This is a genomic window from Massilia sp. METH4, from assembly GCF_037094685.1.
Classification (GTDB): domain Bacteria; phylum Pseudomonadota; class Gammaproteobacteria; order Burkholderiales; family Burkholderiaceae_D; genus Rugamonas.
On sequence record NZ_CP146614.1, the window covers coordinates 90,316 to 106,871 of the forward strand.

The following is a 16,556-nucleotide window of genomic DNA, read 5'->3' on the forward strand; positions in this document are numbered from 1 at the left end:
CTGCCGGCCCCAGGCTTGCAACGGCTCGCCGGCAACCCGATATAACAACATAAGTGGGGAGTGACATGGTGGATAGCGCGGCCACCCTGGTCGGCGATTTGCCGTTGCGGGAGGTGATGGATTTGCTCTCGGGCGCCTTTTATGTCCTGGACGAGTCCGGTTATTTTGTGCTGTGGAATCGCCAGCTGGAGCACGTGACGGGATTGTCGTCCGAGCGGCTGCGCTCGGTCCATATGCTCGAATTGTTCGAGCCCGACACACGCTCGAAGGTGGCCCGCGCCTTCTGCACCGTGTTCCAGAGCGATGAAAAGGTGCAGCTGGAAGCGCGCCTGCGCGACGGCAAGGGCGGCACCACGCCCTTCCTGTTCATCAGTTCGCGGCTGTCGATCGTGGGCGACGGCCGCTACCTGTGCGGCATGGGTGTCGATCTCGCCCGGCACTACGAGCAGCGCGACCGGCTCGAACTGTTCGAGCGTGCGCTGATGGCGGCCAGCAACGGCATCGTGATCGCCCGCCACGAAGGCCGCGACAATCCGATCGAATACGTGAATCCCGCGTTCGAGCGCATCAGCGGCTACTCGACCGTGGAAGCGATCAACCACGACTCGCGCTTCATGGCCGCGCCCGGCATGGACGACGACCAGCGCGCCCACCTGGCCGGTGCGATTCTCGCCCAGCGCCCGGCCACCGTGGTGTTCCGCAACAAGCGCAAGAACGGCGAGCTGTTCTGGAACCACCTGTCGGTAACGCCGGTGCGCGACCACGCCGGCCAGGTCACGCACTTCATCGGCATCATCGAGGACATTACCGCGATGAAGCAGCGCACCACGCAGCTCGAACACCTCGTCACGCACGATCCGCTCACTGGACTGGCGAACCGGCTGTTGCTGCGCGACCGGCTGGAACACGCCTTGCAGGCGGCCCAGCGCAGCGACGAGAAGGTGGCCCTGATCCTCATGGACTTGAACAAGTTCAAGGAAATCAACGACACGATGGGCCACAACTCGGGGGACCAGGTGCTCAAGCAGGTCGCGCAGCGCCTGCAATCGGCACTGCGCGAGTCCGACACGGTGGCGCGCCTGGGCGGCGACGAGTTCGTGATGGTGCTGGCCGCGCAGCCGAGCCTGCGCTACACGTTGCGGATGATCGAGCGGATCCGGCGCGCCATGGCACCCGAGATGGAAGTCGATGGCCGCCTGCTGTCGGTCGGCGCCAGCATGGGCGTGGCGGTGTGGCCCGATGACGGGCGCACGCCCGGCGACCTGATGCACGCCGCGGATGTGGCCATGTACGAGGGCAAGCATGGCGGACCGGACGCCGTGCATTTCTATTCGCCCGGCATGGCCGACAGCTCGGCCGCCCGGCAGCGCATGGAACAGGCGCTGCGCGACGCGCTGGAACGGGACGACCTGTACCTGCTGTTCCAGCCGAGCGTGGCCGTCGGCACGGGCAAGATCCTTGGCGTGGAGGCGCTGCTGCGCTGGCGGCATCCCGAGCGCGGCGAGCTGCTGCCGGCGGATTTCCTGCCCGATGCCGAAGAAAGCGGCCTGATCGTGCCGCTGGGGCGGCGCGTGCTGGAAGACGTGTGCTCCACGCTGCGCCGGCTGGCGGACCTGGGCTTCGGCGACGTCCCCATCTCGATCAATGCATCGTCGCGCGAGTTCACCCAGCGCGACTACCTGCCCTACATCGCCAACCGCGTGGCGCACCACGGCGTGAACCCTTCGCGACTCACGCTGGAATTGCGCGAGGAACAGTTGATGAACAACCCTGAACAGGCCACCCGGCTGGCCAACGGCCTGCAGGAACTGGGCATCTGCCTCTCGGTGGATGAGTTCGGCGCCGGCATGAACAACCTCACCTGTCTGCGCCAGCTTCCCGTCAGCCAGTTGAAGATGACGCGCCAGCGCGTGCAGGAGATCAACGGCCATCCCGGCAGCGGCGCGCTGGCCAAGACGATGCTCGACATCGGCAACAACCTGAACATCCGCGTCGTCGCCACCGGCGTGGAAACGCGCGACCAGCACGACTTCCTGGCGGCCAACGGGTGCAGCAGCGTGCAGGGCAATTACATCAGCCAGCCGATGACGCGGCCGATGCTGGAGCAGTGGCTGGCGGCGCATTGAGTGCTGGCCGCACAGGCGTTACCCTGGTGTCAGACACCTTTTCCGGGCGCTTCATCCGGAAAAGGTGTCTGACACCGGTTTTCCCTCGAGGTCTCGATGCCGGACGAGAAAACCGGTGTCGTACACCTTTTCCTGGATGAGGCACCCAGGAAAAGGTGTACGACACCAGGCGGAACAGCCCCTCACGCCGGCTTGAAAATCAGTTGCACCGCCGCGCGCAGCTTCGGATACACGGCCGGCACCGTCAACATCGTGCTCCCCACGGCCATCAGCAGCAGCGCCGTAAACGTCTCGCTGGAGATGATCCCCTTGTCGAGCAGGATATTGGCGAAGATGATCATCACGAGCCCCTTCGTCTGCAACAGCCAGCCGATCACCGAGGATTCGGTCCGGCTCCAGCCCAGCATCTTGCCGGCCACGTGCGCGCCGGCGAGCTTGCCGGCCGTCGACACGAACAGCAGCACGCCGGCCGCCACGAAGACCGCATACCCGCCCACGGCCCAGTTGGTGCGCAGGCCGGTGCTGAGGAAGTAGACCGGCATCAGCGTGAGCAGCAGCACCTGCCGCATCTTGTCCAGCTTTTCCTCGCCGAACCATTCCGCATCCATCACGGCGCCGGCCAGGTAAGCACCCACCATGAAGTGAAGACCGGCCCAGTCCGCAGCGAACGAGCACACGCACAGCCAGATCAGCGCCACGAACCAGCGGTCGCGCTCGGCCAGGCGCTCCATCAGCCGCCGGAATAGCATCGTCACCGGCACGAACAGTACGATGAAGCCGGCCTGCCGCCCTACCCGCTCCCACTCCAGCAGGATCAGCGCCAGCACGCCCCAGATCAAGAGGTCGTCCAGGCTGGCGTAGCGCAGCACGCGCTGGCCCAGCGGCTGGCGCAGGATCTCCAATTTTTCCATCAGCATGATCAGCACCGGCAACGCCGTCACGGCACATGCCATGCCCACGCCCGTGACGAACTGCCAGTCGGCCGCCCGGGCACCCGTCCAGCCGTCGAACGCCAGCATGCCGGCGGCGGCCAGACAACCCATCACCAGCGGCGTACCCAGCGCGAGCCCGGCGGTGACCGTGCTCTCACGGCGGTGCGCCCATGCTTTCTTGAGGTCCAGTTCGATCCCGGCCAGCATGACGAACAGCATGACGGCCCACCACGCCAGGCCGTTCAGGCAATTGATCACGGCCGGCGTGAACACGAACGTGTAGTACTCGGGGAATGCCTTGCCGAGGATGCCGGGCCCGAGGATGATGCCCGTGACCGTCTGCACGACCACCAATGGTGCCCAGTAATCCGTGTCGCCCAGCCGCCAGACGAGGTAGGGAATGCCCACGATCGCCGTCATGGCGATCAGGAACAGTTCGGTGGTACCCATGTGCATCGTGTTCTCCTTGTCGTGCACCGACCATGGGTGGCTTGCGGCGTGAAAATCCTGGTCGAAAAAGTGCGGGAAAGAAGATACCAGAACGGCAAGCCAATGAATACCTTGGAGAAAATTTTCCGACAATTGCGCAACGCTGGTACGACAGGGCGGACTCGCGCGCGGCGTTCCAGGGCGGCGGTGTAGGATGGCTTGTCAATTACTCTACTGGACCGCCATGCTTGCCGAGATCTCCACATTAGTCTTGCGTCACGTCGTGCTGTTTGCGTTCAAGAACGATGCCCCGGCCGAGGCCGTCGATGCCGTCGTCACGGGCTTTGGCAAATTGCCCGACGAGATTCCAGGCATCGTCGGGTATGAATCGGGGACCAATGTGAGCCCGGAAGGCTTGAACGACGGCTTCACCCACTGCTTCACCCTCACCTTCACCAGCGCAGAAGCGCGCGACGACTACCTGAACCACCCGGCCCACGTGGCTTTCGTGAAAACGCTGGGCACCTGCCTAGAACGCTCGCTCGTGATCGATTACTGGGCGCGGCAGCGACCGGGGCCGGAGGAGGAGCAGGCGCGGATACTGGCCAGCGTGACCTGAGCCGGCCCCGCTGCAAGACTGCGCTTTACCCAGCTGAGTCAAACGTTCGCCGCACGGTCGAACGACCTGCACGTCCGGCGCTACTTGCCGCGCAAACGAAAAAAAGCGGGCCGAAGCCCGCTTCTCGTTTTGCGGCCATCCTGATGGATTACTTGCGCTCTTTCAGCGGCGGCACATCGCGCGCGGTCGCGCCCACGAACAGCTGGCGCGGGCGGCCGATCTTCTGTTCCGGGTCGGCGATCATTTCGTTCCACTGGGCGATCCAGCCGATGGTACGGGCCATCGCGAAGATACCGGTGAACATCGAGACCGGGATGCCCAGGGCCGACTGCACGATGCCCGAGTAGAAGTCCACGTTCGGGTACAGCTTGCGGGACACGAAGTACTCGTCGTTCAGGGCGATCTTTTCCAGTTCCATGGCCAGCTTGAACAGCGGGTCGTCCTGCAGGCCCAGTTCGTTCAGCACTTCGTGGCAGGTTTCGCGCATCAGCGTTGCACGCGGGTCGAAGTTCTTGTACACGCGGTGACCGAAGCCCATCAGCTTCACGCCGGAGTTCTTGTCCTTGACCTTCTCGATGAACGACGGGATGTTGTCGACCGAGCCGATTTCCTTCAGCATCGTCAGTGCCGCTTCGTTGGCGCCGCCGTGTGCCGGGCCCCACAGGCAGGCGATGCCGGCCGCGATACACGCGAACGGGTTCGCGCCCGACGAACCGGCCAGGCGGACGGTCGACGTGGAAGCGTTCTGCTCGTGGTCGGCGTGCAGGATCAGGATGCGGTCCAGCGCGCGCACCAGCACGTCGTTCACCTTGTACTCTTCGCACGGGTTACCGAACATCATGCGCATGAAATTGGCGCTGTACGACAGGTCGTTGCGCGGGTACATGAACGGCTGGCCGATCGAGTACTTGTACGCCATGGCGACCAGGGTCGGCATCTTCGCGATCAGGCGGATTGCCGAGATTTCGCGCTGCTTGGCATCGTTGATGTCCAGCGAGTCGTGATAGAACGAGGCCAGCGCGCCGACCGTACCGACCAGCACCGACATCGGGTGCGCGTCGCGACGGAAACCGCGGAAGAAGAACTGCATCTGTTCGTGGACCATCGTGTGCTTGGTCACCGTGTTCACGAATTCGTTCTTCTGCGCTTCGTTCGGCAGTTCGCCGTTCAGCAGCAGGTAGCAGGTTTCCATGAAGTCGGCGTTCACGGCCAGCTGCTCGATCGGGTAGCCGCGGTACTGCAGCTCACCCTTGTCGCCGTCGATGTAGGTGATCGACGAGTTGCACGCCGCGGTGGACATGAAGCCCGGGTCGTAGGTGAACTTGCCGGTGGCGCCGTACAGCTTGCGGATGTCGATGACGTCCGGGCCCACGGTGCCCTTGTAGATCGGGAACTCGATCGACTGGCTGCCATCGGAGAACGACAGGGTGGCTTTGTTTTCAGAAGTATTCATGGCTCTTCCTTCCTGGATGAGGTGCGGCTATTGTCAAAAAATCAGGCGTGGCGCAGACGACCAAGCAGTGCATGCACGTGCGGCAGATCGAGCTCGCCTTCCGGCTCGCTGCGCGCCAGCACCAGATCCATCAGCGCATTGTCCGACAAGTCCAGGAGCCGCGTCAGCGCGTCCACTTCCTCGTCGGTCAATTCCGTTTCGTGCGCATCGAGAAAACGGGTCAAGATCAGGTCGTTTTCCAGCAGGCCCCGCCGGGAGCGCCAGCGCAAGCGGGCACGGTTGGCGGGGTCCGATTGATGCGTACGGTTGTTATCAATACTCATAGTGCTCAAATCGCCCGGCGTACGAGCAATTCCTTGATCTTGCCGATGGCCTTGTTCGGGTTCAGGCCCTTCGGGCAGACGTCCACGCAGTTCATGATCGAGTGGCAGCGGAACAGGCGGTACGGGTCTTCCAGGTTATCCAGGCGCGCAGCTGTAGCTTCGTCGCGCGAGTCGGCGATGAAGCGGTAGGCTTGCAAGAGGCCAGCCGGGCCCACGAACTTGTCCGGGTTCCACCAGAACGACGGGCAGGACGTGGAGCAGCAGGCGCACAGGATACATTCGTACAAGCCGTCGAGCTCTTCGCGCTCGGCCGGGGTCTGCAGGCGTTCCTTCTCCGGCGGAATCGAGTCGTTGATCAGGAACGGCTTGATCGAATCATATTGCTTGAAGAATTGCGTCATGTCCACGATCAGGTCGCGGATCACGGGCAGGCCAGGCAGCGGGCGCAGGATGATCGGTTCGGTCAGCTCGTTCAGGTTCGTCGTGCAAGCCAGGCGGTTCTTGCCGTTCACGTTCATCGCGTCGGAACCGCACACGCCTTCGCGGCAGGAGCGGCGCAGGGCCAGCGAATCGTCCACGTCGGACTTGATGCGCTGGATCGCGTCCAGCAGCATCTTGTCGGTGTCCTTCAGCTCGACCGTCAGGTCTTGCATGTACGGCTTTTCATCCTTGTCCGGATCGTAGCGGTAGATCTTGAATTTGAGAGTGCGTGCCATGGTATGAGGCCCTTAGAAAGTACGTGCTTTTGGCTTGAAGGTTTCCACCGTCAGCGGCTTGGTGACGACCGGCTTGTACTCCAGGCGGCAGCCTTCGGAGAACCACAGCGTGTGCTTCATCCAGTTTTCGTCGTCGCGGTTCGGGAAGTCGCTGTGCGCGTGCGCGCCGCGCGATTCCTTGCGCGCCACGGCCGACGTGATGGTCGCCTTGGCCGTCTCGATCAGGTTGTCCAGTTCCAGCGCTTCGACGCGGGCGGTGTTGAACACCTTGGACTTGTCCTTGAACGACACGTGCTTGCGGCGTTCGTCCAGCTTCATGATCTCGTCGAAACCTTGCTTGAGCAGGTCGTCGGTACGGAACACGCCGCAGTATTTCTGCATCGTGGCGCGGATGTCGTTCGCCACGCCCTGCACGCGCTCGCCGCCGGTCGACGTTTCGAGGCGGTTCAGACGGTCCATCGCAAAGTCGCCGGCATCCTTCGGCAGGTCCTTGTGTTCCTTCTGCTTGAGGTTCGATGCCACCACGTGGTTGCCGGCCGCGCGGCCGAACACCACCAGGTCCAGCAGCGAGTTCGTGCCCAGGCGGTTCGCGCCGTGCACCGACACGCAGGCGCATTCGCCGATCGCGTACAGGCCGTTGACCACTTTCTGCGAACCGTCGCCGCTTGGCACCACGACCTGGCCGTGGATGTTCGTCGGAATACCGCCCATCTGGTAGTGGATGGTCGGCACGACGGGGATCGGTTCCTTCGTCGCATCGACGTTGGCGAACTTGTGGCCGATTTCCAGGATCGACGGCAGGCGCTTCTCGATCGTCTCCTTGCCGATGTGGCGCAGGTCGAGCAGCACGTGGTCCTTGTTCGGGCCCACGCCGCGGCCTTCCTTGATTTCCTGGTCCATCGAGCGGGACACGAAGTCGCGCGGCGCCAGGTCCTTCAGCGTCGGCGCATAGCGTTCCATGAAGCGCTCGCCCTGCGAGTTGATCAGGATGCCGCCTTCGCCGCGCACGCCTTCGGTGATCAGGACGCCCGCGCCGGCCACGCCGGTCGGGTGGAACTGCCAGAATTCCATGTCCTGCAGCGGCAGGCCGGCGCGTGCCGCCATGCCCATGCCGTCGCCGGTGTTGATGAACGCGTTGGTCGATGCTGCGAAGATCCGGCCGGCACCGCCGGTGGCGAAGATCGTCGTCTTCGCCTGCAGGATCATCACGTCGCCCGTCTCCATTTCGAGCGCGACCACGCCGATCACATCGCCTTCCGAGTCGCGGATCAGGTCCAGCGCCATCCACTCGACGAAGAAGTGGGTGCGGGCACGCACGTTACGCTGGTACAGCGTGTGCAGCAGCGCATGGCCGGTACGGTCGGCCGCGGCGCAGGCGCGCTGCACGGCCTTCTCGCCGAAGTTCGCTGTGTGGCCGCCGAACGGACGCTGGTAGATCGTGCCGTCGGGGTTGCGGTCGAACGGCATGCCGAAGTGTTCGAGCTCGTAGACGACCTTCGGTGCCTCGCGGCACATGAATTCGATCGCGTCCTGGTCGCCCAGGTAGTCGCCACCCTTCACGGTGTCGAACATGTGCCAGAACCAGTTGTCCTCGGCCATGTTGCCCAGCGATGCGCCGATGCCGCCCTGCGCCGCCACGGTGTGCGAGCGGGTCGGGAATACCTTCGACAGCACGGCCACGTTCAGGCCAGCTTCCGCCAGTTGCAGGGAGGCGCGCATGCCGGAACCGCCGGCGCCGACGATCACCGCGTCGAAGCGGCGGACAGGGAGAGAAGATTTGATTGCTGCCACGATTTACACACTCCAGAGTATCTGCACCGACCACACGGCGCACGCGATCAGCCACATGGCCGACGCGGTTTGGATGAGGAAGCGAACGCCCACGTTCTTGATGTAGTCCTGGTAGACGGAGACGACGCCGACCCACGCGTGATAGAACAGGCCGATCAGGGTGGCCAGGGTGAACAGCTTGAACCACGTTTTGGCGAACAGGCCGGCCCAGCCTTCATAGCTGAAGTTGGAACCGGTCAAAAAGGCGATCAGCAGCACGAGGGTGTACACCACCATCACCACGGCGGTGGCGCGCTGGGCCAGGAATTCGCCCAGGCCGTAGTGGGCGCCGACGACGATGCGCTTCGGTCCGACATTGTTTTTCATTTAGAACACTCCGAACAGTTTCAGGGCGACCAGGAACGTTACGGCCAGGCTGATGACCAGCACGGCGACGGACGTCTGGCGGGCCGAATCCTTGTCCAGGCCGATGTGCGTATCCATCACCAGGTGGCGGATGCCGGCGCAGAAGTGGTGCATATAGCCCCAGACCAGCGCCAGGATCACCAGTTTCGAGAACGGGTGCGAGGCAATGCCCTGGAAGTGGGCGAAGGAGATTTCGGAGCGGATGCTTTCCTGCAGCAGGTACAGGATGAAGGGCAGCAGCACGAACAGCAGCAGGCCGCTGATGCGGTGCAGGATCGACACGATGGCCGAGAACGGCATCCGGTAGTTCGACAGCTCGGTAACGTGGATGTTGCGGAACTCGCGGCGCGGCTTGCGGCGCGGGTCCGTGACGGCGTCAGACATGATTTACCTCCCAGTTGATATTGCTTTTTGTTGCTACCCGTGAATTTTTGTCGCCGCCCAGGGGCCCTAGCGTGTGGATTCATCCGGTGCGCGCTTTTTTGACTACTGCGCTGTGTGATTGCATCTGACGGCAAATTGCAGAGCCTTGCTGCGAAACACCTTCATCTTTCGCTCTTTTCCCCACAACGACCGCCGCAACGACTGCTATTCTTACATATAACCAAATCGATGTTGCACCGCTCCATTCATTTCCGCTATTCAAGCGCATTCCCCACCCTTCCGGGCGGTGCCAACCTCTCCCATTCGCCCAGTTCAGATCGCTTAGTTCAGATCGCTTAGTTCAGATCGCTTAGTTCAGATCGCTTAGTTCAGATCGTTCTGGTAGTGGTGGCGAGTGGTCAGGTACAGGCCGCGGCGCAATTCCACGGGCTTGTCGCCGTACGTGAACGACACGCGTTCGGCCAGCAGCAGCGGCGTGCCCGCCTCCACGCCCAACAGCGCGGCATCCTCGGCACTGGCCAGCACGGCACGCACTTTTTCGTCGGCGCGGATCATGCGCGTGCCGAATTCGGATTCGAACAAGCCGTACATCGGACCCTTGTACTCGGACAGCCGCTCGGCCGTAAGACCCTTGAACAGCTGGCCCGGCAGCCACAACTCCTCGACGATCGTCGGCACGCCATCGAAGGATTGCACGCGCTTGATGTAGACGGTGGCGTCCCCGGACTTCATGTCCAGCAGCCGCGCCACGTCCGCCGGGGCGCGCAGGCGCTTCACTTCCAGGAAGCGGCTCTCAGGATAATGGGGCTGCCCCTCGTCGGGCCGCAGCCGCAGGAACCGGATATGGGCGCGCGCCTCGTGGTGGGTGGACACGAACGTGCCCTTGCCCTGCCGGCGCATCACCAGGTTCTCGGCGGCCAGTTCGTCGATCGCCTTGCGCACGGTGCCCTGGCTGACCTTGTAGCGGTTGGCCAGTTCCACTTCGCTGGGGATCATTTCGCCCGGTTTCCACTCGCCGGACTGCAGGCTCTGCGTGATCAGGGCCTTGATCTGCTGATAGAGCGGCGAAAAGGTGGGAGCCGGCGCGGCGCCCCCGGTCGGCGCGGGATTGCTCGGGGTCGCGCCCGCGCCCGGCGCAGCCGGCGCGTTCGCACTGCTGCCTGGGCTGGGCTGGTTGGGCGTGACGGGATTCATAGACCGCGATTTCACCACAAAAGGCACTGTCCGTCTAGTAATAAACCTACTAAGTTATATGTCTTATATAAGACATAAGATAGCATTGACAGAAGGACTCCGCCAGCCTACACTCGCCGTCGATGTTAGTCCTGGCGACGCTCCGATGGCGCACCGGACAGGATTTCATCACCAGGTCCCGCGGCAGCCCTGGATGAACGGAATTCGCTGCTCAGTCAGTGGCTTAGTTGGGTGCTCAGTTGGGTGCTCGGTTGGCTGCTCAATAAGCTGCTCAGTTGGCTAAACTTGGCTTGCAATGTCGAGCCTTGCGCAGGGGCGAATTTGGTATCATTGCAGTTTTACCAGCACACCGCTCGCCAGGTGGTTGCCGGTACAGGTCCTGCACTCCAGGTCCGTCCAGCTTCTTTATTCCACAATGGAGATTCATCATGGCTAAAACCCCAATGCGTGTTGCCGTTACCGGCGCCGCCGGCCAGATCGGCTATTCCCTGCTGTTCCGCATCGCCAACGGCGACATGCTGGGCAAAGACCAGCCGGTCATCCTGCAACTGCTCGAGATCGACAACGAAAAGGCACAGAAGGCGCTGAAGGGCGTCATGATGGAAATCGACGACTGCGCATTCCCGCTGCTGGCAGGCATGACCGCCCACTCGGACCCGATGACCGCCTTCAAGGATGTCGACGTGGCCCTGCTGGTCGGCGCGCGTCCGCGCGGCCCGGGCATGGAGCGCAAGGACCTGCTGGAAGCCAATGCGCAGATCTTCACGGTGCAGGGCAAGGCGCTGGACGCCGTTGCTTCGCGCAACGTGAAAGTGCTGGTGGTGGGCAACCCGGCCAACACCAACGCCTACATCGCCATGAAATCGGCACCTTCCCTGCCGGCCAAGAACTTCACCGCCATGCTGCGCCTGGATCACAACCGCGCCCTGTCGCAAGTGGCCGCCAAGACCGGCAAGGCCGTCAAGGACATCGAGAAGCTGACCGTGTGGGGCAACCACTCGCCGACGATGTACGCCGACTACCGCTTCGCCACCGTCGACGGCCAGTCCGTGAAGGACCTGATCAACGACCAGGAATGGAACGCCAACACGTTCCTGCCGACCGTGGGCAAGCGCGGCGCCGCCATCATCGAGGCGCGCGGCCTGTCGTCGGCTGCTTCGGCCGCCAACGCCGCCATCGACCACGTGCGTGACTGGGTGCTGGGCACCAACGGCAAGTGGACCACGATGGGCGTGCCGTCCAACGGTTCCTACGGCATTCCGGAAGGCGTGATGTTCGGCTTCCCGGTCACCACCGAGAACGGCGAATACAAGATCGTTCAGGGCCTGGAAATCGACGAATTCTCCCAGGAACGCATCAACCTCACGCTGAAGGAACTGCTGGAAGAGCGTGACGGCGTGAAGCACCTGCTGCCGTAATTATCCCTTCCGTGGACCCGGTAGCCGATCCGCCGCTCCACACAGCTCGCCGCGCCGCCGTTTCCGGCCGCGCGGCGGTCTCTTCATCCGGAACATCCACGATGCATCCATCCGAGGTCTTATTCCAGGGCGAACGCCAGCCGCTGCTGTTGCCGGCCTGCGATCACTACGCAGGTTCCGAAAAACTGATGCGCAAGTCGATGGCCCTGCAACAAGAGCTTGGCCCCGTATTCGACATCACCTTCGACTGCGAGGACGGCGCCGCGGCCGGCAACGAGGAAGCGCATGCGCGCCTCGTGGCCGAGCTGGTCAATTCCGACGACAACCGTTTCAACCGCATCGGCGTGCGCGTGCACGACGTGACCAGCGCGCATTTCGCCCGCGATGTCGAGATCATCGTCGGCGCGGCGGCAAATCGGCTCGCTTATATCGTGCTGCCCAAGCCCGACAGCGTGCAGGACGTGATGAAGGCCATCGACTTCATCAACGTGCACGCGGTGCAGGCCGGGCGCGACAATTTACCCGTGCACGTGCTGATCGAAACCCACGGCGCGCTGCGCGGCGTGTTCGCCATCGCCGCCCTGCCCCAGGTCGAATGCCTGTCGTTCGGGATCATGGATTTCGTCTCCAGCCATTACGGCGCCATTCCCGCCAACGCGATGCGCACGCCGAACCAGTTCGGGCACCCGCTGGTGGTGCGGGCCAAGCTGGAAATCGCGGCCGCCTGCCATGCGCATGGCAAGGTGCCGTCGCACAACGTCACGACCGATATCAAGGATTCGGCCGTGGTCGCCAACGACGCGCAGCGCGCATTCGTCGAATTCGGCTATACGCGCATGTGGAGCATCCACCCGAGCCAGATCAAGCCGATCGTGAAGGCGTTTACGCCACGGCTTTCGGAAGTGAACGAGGCGGCGGCGATCCTGCAGGAGGCGGCGAAGGTCAACTGGGGCCCGATCAGCCAGCATGGCCGCTTGCACGACCGCGCGAGCTATCGCTACTATTGGACGGTGCTGCAGCGCGCCAGGCTTGCGGGCTTGAATCTGCCAGAGGTGGCAAGCGCGCTGTTGGAACCACAACCCAACGCAACGGAAAACACCTGATGTCCATCCTGAAACTCATTGCCGCCTGCGCCGCCGCGTGCACGCTGGCCTGCGCCCCGGCCGCCCACGCCGCCGTCGATACCGCCAAGCCGAAGGCAGAGGCGAAGAAAAAGCCCGCCGCCAAGAAGTCCGAGGCGAAAAAGGCGAAGTCGAAAGCCAAGCCGGCTCCGGTTCCCGCCGCCCCCGATCCCGAGGCGGACGAGCCCGACGTACTGGGTTCGGCCGTGGTCGATTACGACTGCGAGCTCGGCAACAAAGTTACGATCTACCAGAACGCCGGCGACGACAGCCACGTCGCGCTGCGCTGGAAGACGCGCCTGCACCGCCTGACCCGCGTGGCCACGACGACGGGCGCGCAACGCTTCGAGAACAAGCATTACGGCCTGATCTGGATTGGCATTCCCGCCAAGGGCATGCTGCTGGACTCGAAGAAGAACCGCCAGCTGGCCAACGAGTGCCGCAATGCCGAGCAGTTGAAGCCGGCCGAACCGCCCGCGATCATCGAGGCCGCGGCGCCGGCCGCACCGGCAACCTCGGCCGCCGTGCCCGTGCCACCGGCCGCGCCGTCGGGCCAGATGTAATCGACAAGTCACGCAAGACTGTTATAGCAACACCCTCGATCAATAAAGACGCCCACCTGAAGGAGAGGTCATGTCAAGTAACACATTCAACACGCTCAAGGAATTCCCGATTTCCGGCAAGACCAAGGGCAAACTGTACTCCCTGCCCGCGCTGGAACAGGCCCTGGGCGCCAAGATCTCCCGCCTGCCGGTGTCGATCCGCGTGGTGCTGGAATCCGTGCTGCGCAACTGCGACGGCAAGAAGGTGACCGAAGAGCACGTGAAGCAGCTGGCCAATTGGGCGCCGACCGGCGAACGCACCGACGAGATCCCGTTCGTGGTGGCCCGCGTGGTGCTGCAGGACTTCACCGGCGTGCCGCTGCTGGCCGACCTGGCCGCCATGCGCAACGTCGCCTACAAGCAGGGCGCGAACCCGAAGAAGATCGAACCGCTGGTGCCGGTCGACCTGGTTGTCGACCACTCGGTCACGATCGACCACTTCCGCGAGCCGAAGGCGCTGGACCTGAACATGAAGCTGGAATTCCAGCGCAATAACGAGCGCTACCAGTTCATGAAGTGGGGCATGCAGGCCTTCGACACGTTCGGCGTGGTGCCGCCGGGCTTCGGCATCGTCCACCAGGTGAACCTGGAATACCTGGCACGCGGCGTGCACAACGCCGATGGCGTGTACTACCCGGACTCGCTGGTGGGTACCGACTCCCACACCACCATGATCAACGGTATCGGCGTGGTGGGCTGGGGCGTGGGCGGCATCGAGGCGGAAGCCGGCATGCTGGGCCAGCCCGTGTACTTCCTGACGCCGGACGTGATCGGCGTGAACCTGACCGGCCAGCTGCGCGAAGGCTGCACGGCGACCGACCTGGTGCTGACGATCACCGAGATGCTGCGTAAAGAGAAGGTCGTGGGCAAGTTCGTCGAGTTCTTCGGCGAAGGTACCGCGTCGCTGTCCGTGACGGACCGCGCCACCATCGGCAACATGGCACCGGAATACGGCGCCACGATGGGCTTCTTCCCGGTCGACGACAAGACCATCGAATACTTCGAAGGCACCGGCCGCACGCGCGAGGAAATCGACGCGTTCCAGGCCTACTTCAAGGCCCAGAACATGTACGGCGTGCCCCGCGCCGGCGAAATCGACTACACCCGCGAACTGCACCTGGACCTGGCCACGGTGACCCCGTCGCTGGCCGGCCCGAAGCGCCCGCAGGACCGTATCGAGATCGGCAACGTGAAGGCCACCTTCACCGACCTGTTCTCCAAGCCGACCACGCAGAACGGCTTCAACAAGAACCCGGCAGACCTGACCGCCACCTACGAAACGACCAACGGCGTGCAGGTGAAGAACGGCGACATTCTGATCGCCGCCATCACCTCGTGCACCAACACGTCGAACCCGAGCGTGCTGCTTGCCGCCGGCCTGCTGGCCAAGAAGGCTGTCGAAGCCGGCCTGACCGTGGCACCGCACATCAAGTCCTCGCTGGCCCCCGGCTCGCGCGTGGTGACCGAGTACCTGGAAGCGGCAGGCCTCTTGCCGTACCTGGACAAGCTGGGCTTCGGCGTGACCGCCTACGGCTGCACCACCTGCATCGGTAACGCGGGCGACCTGACGCCGGAACTGAACGCCGCCATCACGAGCAACGATATCGTGGCCGCCGCCGTGCTGTCCGGCAACCGCAACTTCGAAGCGCGTATCCACCCGAACATCCGCGCCAACTTCCTGGCTTCGCCGCCGCTGGTCGTCGCCTACGCGATCGCCGGCAACGTGACGCGCGACCTGATGACCGAGCCGGTGGGCAAGGGCACGGGCGGCCGCGACGTGTACCTGGGCGACATCTGGCCGACCTCGGCCGAGATCGAAGGCCTGATGAAGTTCGCGATGAACTCGGAAGTGTTCAAGGCCAACTACGCCCAGGTGAAGAGCAACCCGGGCAAGCTGTGGGAAGCCGTGTCGTCCGTCGAAGGCCAGGTGTACAACTGGCCGGAATCGACCTACATCGCCGAGCCGCCGTTCTTCGAAGGCTTCGAGATGCAGCCGAAATCGTCGGATAACGCCAACATCACCGGCGCCCGCGCGCTGGGCGTGTTCGGCGACTCGATCACGACCGACCACATCTCCCCGGCCGGCTCGATCAAGGAAGACGGCCCGGCAGGCAAGTGGCTGAAGGAACACGGCGTATCGAAGGCCGACTTCAACTCCTATGGCTCGCGCCGCGGCAACCACGAGATCATGATGCGCGGCACCTTCGCCAACGTGCGCATCAAGAACAAGATGATCCCGCCGAAGGCCGACGGTTCCGCGGTGGAAGGCGGCATCACGATTCACCAGCCGACCGGCGAACAGATGTCGATCTACGACGCCGCCATGAAATACGTCGCCGACGGCACCCCGACCATGATCTTCGGCGGTGAAGAATACGGCACCGGCTCGTCGCGCGACTGGGCCGCGAAGGGCACCCAGCTGCTGGGCGTGAAGGCCGTGATCACCCGTTCCTTCGAGCGTATCCACCGCTCGAACCTGGTGGGCATGGGCGTGCTGCCGCTGCAATTCATCGGCAACGACAGCGTGGAATCGCTGGGCATCACCGGCAAGGAAACCTACGACCTGATCGGCCTGGAAGGCGAGATCAAGCCGCAGCAACTGGCCACCCTGGTGATCAACCGCGAAGACGGCTCGAAGCAGGAAGTGAAAGTGCTGCTGCGCATCGACACGCCGATCGAAGTCGACTACTACAAGCATGGCGGCATCCTGCCGTTCGTGCTGCGCCAGCTGCTGGCTGCTTAAGCTCCAGCTGCTTCGCTCCAAAACGCCGGGTTCGCCCGGCGTTTTTTATTGTTGGCCGCAGATCCGCGGGTGTCGGACACCGGGTTCATCGGTGTGCGACACCGGATTTCTCCGCAGGCATCCCGTGCATGAGGGCCGGGCAGCCGGGTTTCCCTCGCTGCAGGGTAGATGCCTCACGGGAAAACTGGTGTCGTACACCATGAATGATGTACGACACCAGGCATGCGCCTGCTCATCCGTTCGGGAGTGTCGGACAGCCCCCGGCGAATCAACTACAATACGTCTGATAAGTTTTTCACC

At 63.4% G+C, this 16,556-nt stretch carries 14 protein-coding genes; 6 read left to right on the forward strand and 8 right to left on the reverse strand.

Annotation, left to right across the window (positions count from 1 at the left end):
• Positions 1-65 precede the first annotated feature (65 nt).
• Entirely contained in the window at positions 66-2,126 is a 2,061-nt protein-coding gene (locus tag V6Z91_RS00425) for an EAL domain-containing protein (RefSeq protein WP_338765150.1), read from the forward strand.
• Positions 2,127-2,308: 182 nt separating this feature from the next.
• Here the strand turns inward: V6Z91_RS00425 and V6Z91_RS00430 are convergent, their stop codons facing one another.
• On the reverse strand, positions 2,309-3,514 hold the full coding sequence (locus V6Z91_RS00430) for a cation:proton antiporter (protein WP_338765152.1): 1,206 nt from the start codon (positions 3,512-3,514) through the stop codon (positions 2,309-2,311).
• A gap of 187 nt (positions 3,515-3,701) precedes the next feature.
• Between V6Z91_RS00430 and V6Z91_RS00435 the strand changes: the two genes are divergently transcribed.
• Positions 3,702-4,106, forward strand: coding sequence for a Dabb family protein (locus V6Z91_RS00435; RefSeq protein WP_338765154.1), 405 nt, complete (start codon positions 3,702-3,704; stop codon positions 4,104-4,106).
• 148 nt (positions 4,107-4,254) lie between these two features.
• Here the strand turns inward: V6Z91_RS00435 and gltA are convergent, their stop codons facing one another.
• The 7 genes from gltA to V6Z91_RS00470 all read right to left on the reverse strand — a co-directional run bounded on the left by gltA (position 4,255) and on the right by V6Z91_RS00470 (position 10,372).
• Entirely contained in the window at positions 4,255-5,559 is a 1,305-nt protein-coding gene (gltA, locus tag V6Z91_RS00440; protein ID WP_338765156.1) for a citrate synthase, read from the reverse strand.
• 41 nt (positions 5,560-5,600) lie between these two features.
• Entirely contained in the window at positions 5,601-5,882 is a 282-nt protein-coding gene (locus V6Z91_RS00445; RefSeq protein ID WP_338765159.1) for a succinate dehydrogenase assembly factor 2, read from the reverse strand.
• A 5-nt stretch (positions 5,883-5,887) separates the two neighbouring features.
• The gene (locus V6Z91_RS00450) at positions 5,888-6,598 is read right to left on the reverse strand and encodes a succinate dehydrogenase iron-sulfur subunit (protein ID WP_338765161.1); all 711 of its coding nucleotides are present in this window, start codon (positions 6,596-6,598) and stop codon (positions 5,888-5,890) included.
• A gap of 12 nt (positions 6,599-6,610) precedes the next feature.
• Entirely contained in the window at positions 6,611-8,389 is a 1,779-nt protein-coding gene (gene sdhA, locus V6Z91_RS00455) for a succinate dehydrogenase flavoprotein subunit (protein WP_338765163.1), read from the reverse strand.
• 3 nt (positions 8,390-8,392) lie between these two features.
• Positions 8,393-8,755: a succinate dehydrogenase, hydrophobic membrane anchor protein gene (gene sdhD, locus V6Z91_RS00460; protein ID WP_338765166.1), complete on the reverse strand. Its 363-nt coding sequence runs from the start codon at positions 8,753-8,755 to the stop codon at positions 8,393-8,395.
• Entirely contained in the window at positions 8,756-9,178 is a 423-nt protein-coding gene (gene sdhC, locus V6Z91_RS00465; protein WP_338765168.1) for a succinate dehydrogenase, cytochrome b556 subunit, read from the reverse strand.
• Between the two features lie 363 nt (positions 9,179-9,541).
• A complete protein-coding gene (locus V6Z91_RS00470) occupies positions 9,542-10,372 on the reverse strand; it encodes a GntR family transcriptional regulator (protein WP_338765171.1) in 831 nt (276 codons plus the stop codon).
• A 428-nt stretch (positions 10,373-10,800) separates the two neighbouring features.
• Between V6Z91_RS00470 and V6Z91_RS00475 the strand changes: the two genes are divergently transcribed.
• The 4 genes from V6Z91_RS00475 to acnA all read left to right on the forward strand — a co-directional run bounded on the left by V6Z91_RS00475 (position 10,801) and on the right by acnA (position 16,256).
• Positions 10,801-11,790 carry a malate dehydrogenase gene (locus V6Z91_RS00475; protein ID WP_338765173.1) on the forward strand — a complete coding sequence of 330 codons (990 nt, stop codon included), beginning with the start codon at positions 10,801-10,803 and terminating at the stop codon, positions 11,788-11,790.
• Between the two features lie 101 nt (positions 11,791-11,891).
• Entirely contained in the window at positions 11,892-12,893 is a 1,002-nt protein-coding gene (locus V6Z91_RS00480; protein ID WP_338765176.1) for a CoA ester lyase, read from the forward strand.
• Positions 12,893-13,474 (forward strand): hypothetical protein, encoded by a 582-nt coding sequence (locus V6Z91_RS00485; protein WP_338765179.1) that lies wholly within the window; start codon positions 12,893-12,895, stop codon positions 13,472-13,474. The genes V6Z91_RS00480 and V6Z91_RS00485 overlap by 1 nt, the downstream gene beginning before the upstream one ends.
• Positions 13,475-13,544: 70 nt before the next feature.
• Complete coding sequence (gene acnA, locus V6Z91_RS00490) at positions 13,545-16,256, forward strand: aconitate hydratase AcnA (RefSeq protein WP_338765182.1); 2,712 nt, start codon at positions 13,545-13,547, stop codon at positions 16,254-16,256.
• The last annotated feature ends 300 nt before the right edge of the window (positions 16,257-16,556 follow it).

Coding starts and splice junctions, on each gene's coding strand:
- acnA (WP_338765182.1), top strand. CDS start 13,545: ATGTCAAGTAACACATTCAACACGCTCAAGGAATTCCCGATTTCCGGC.
- V6Z91_RS00450 (WP_338765161.1), bottom strand. CDS start 6,598: ATGGCACGCACTCTCAAATTCAAGATCTACCGCTACGATCCGGACAAG.
- V6Z91_RS00430 (WP_338765152.1), bottom strand. CDS start 3,514: ATGCACATGGGTACCACCGAACTGTTCCTGATCGCCATGACGGCGATC.
- sdhD (WP_338765166.1), bottom strand. CDS start 8,755: ATGAAAAACAATGTCGGACCGAAGCGCATCGTCGTCGGCGCCCACTAC.
- V6Z91_RS00445 (WP_338765159.1), bottom strand. CDS start 5,882: ATGAGTATTGATAACAACCGTACGCATCAATCGGACCCCGCCAACCGT.
- V6Z91_RS00470 (WP_338765171.1), bottom strand. CDS start 10,372: ATGAATCCCGTCACGCCCAACCAGCCCAGCCCAGGCAGCAGTGCGAAC.
- V6Z91_RS00475 (WP_338765173.1), top strand. CDS start 10,801: ATGGCTAAAACCCCAATGCGTGTTGCCGTTACCGGCGCCGCCGGCCAG.
- V6Z91_RS00480 (WP_338765176.1), top strand. CDS start 11,892: ATGCATCCATCCGAGGTCTTATTCCAGGGCGAACGCCAGCCGCTGCTG.
- gltA (WP_338765156.1), bottom strand. CDS start 5,559: ATGAATACTTCTGAAAACAAAGCCACCCTGTCGTTCTCCGATGGCAGC.
- V6Z91_RS00435 (WP_338765154.1), top strand. CDS start 3,702: ATGGCTTGTCAATTACTCTACTGGACCGCCATGCTTGCCGAGATCTCC.
- V6Z91_RS00485 (WP_338765179.1), top strand. CDS start 12,893: ATGTCCATCCTGAAACTCATTGCCGCCTGCGCCGCCGCGTGCACGCTG.
- sdhC (WP_338765168.1), bottom strand. CDS start 9,178: ATGTCTGACGCCGTCACGGACCCGCGCCGCAAGCCGCGCCGCGAGTTC.
- V6Z91_RS00425 (WP_338765150.1), top strand. CDS start 66: ATGGTGGATAGCGCGGCCACCCTGGTCGGCGATTTGCCGTTGCGGGAG.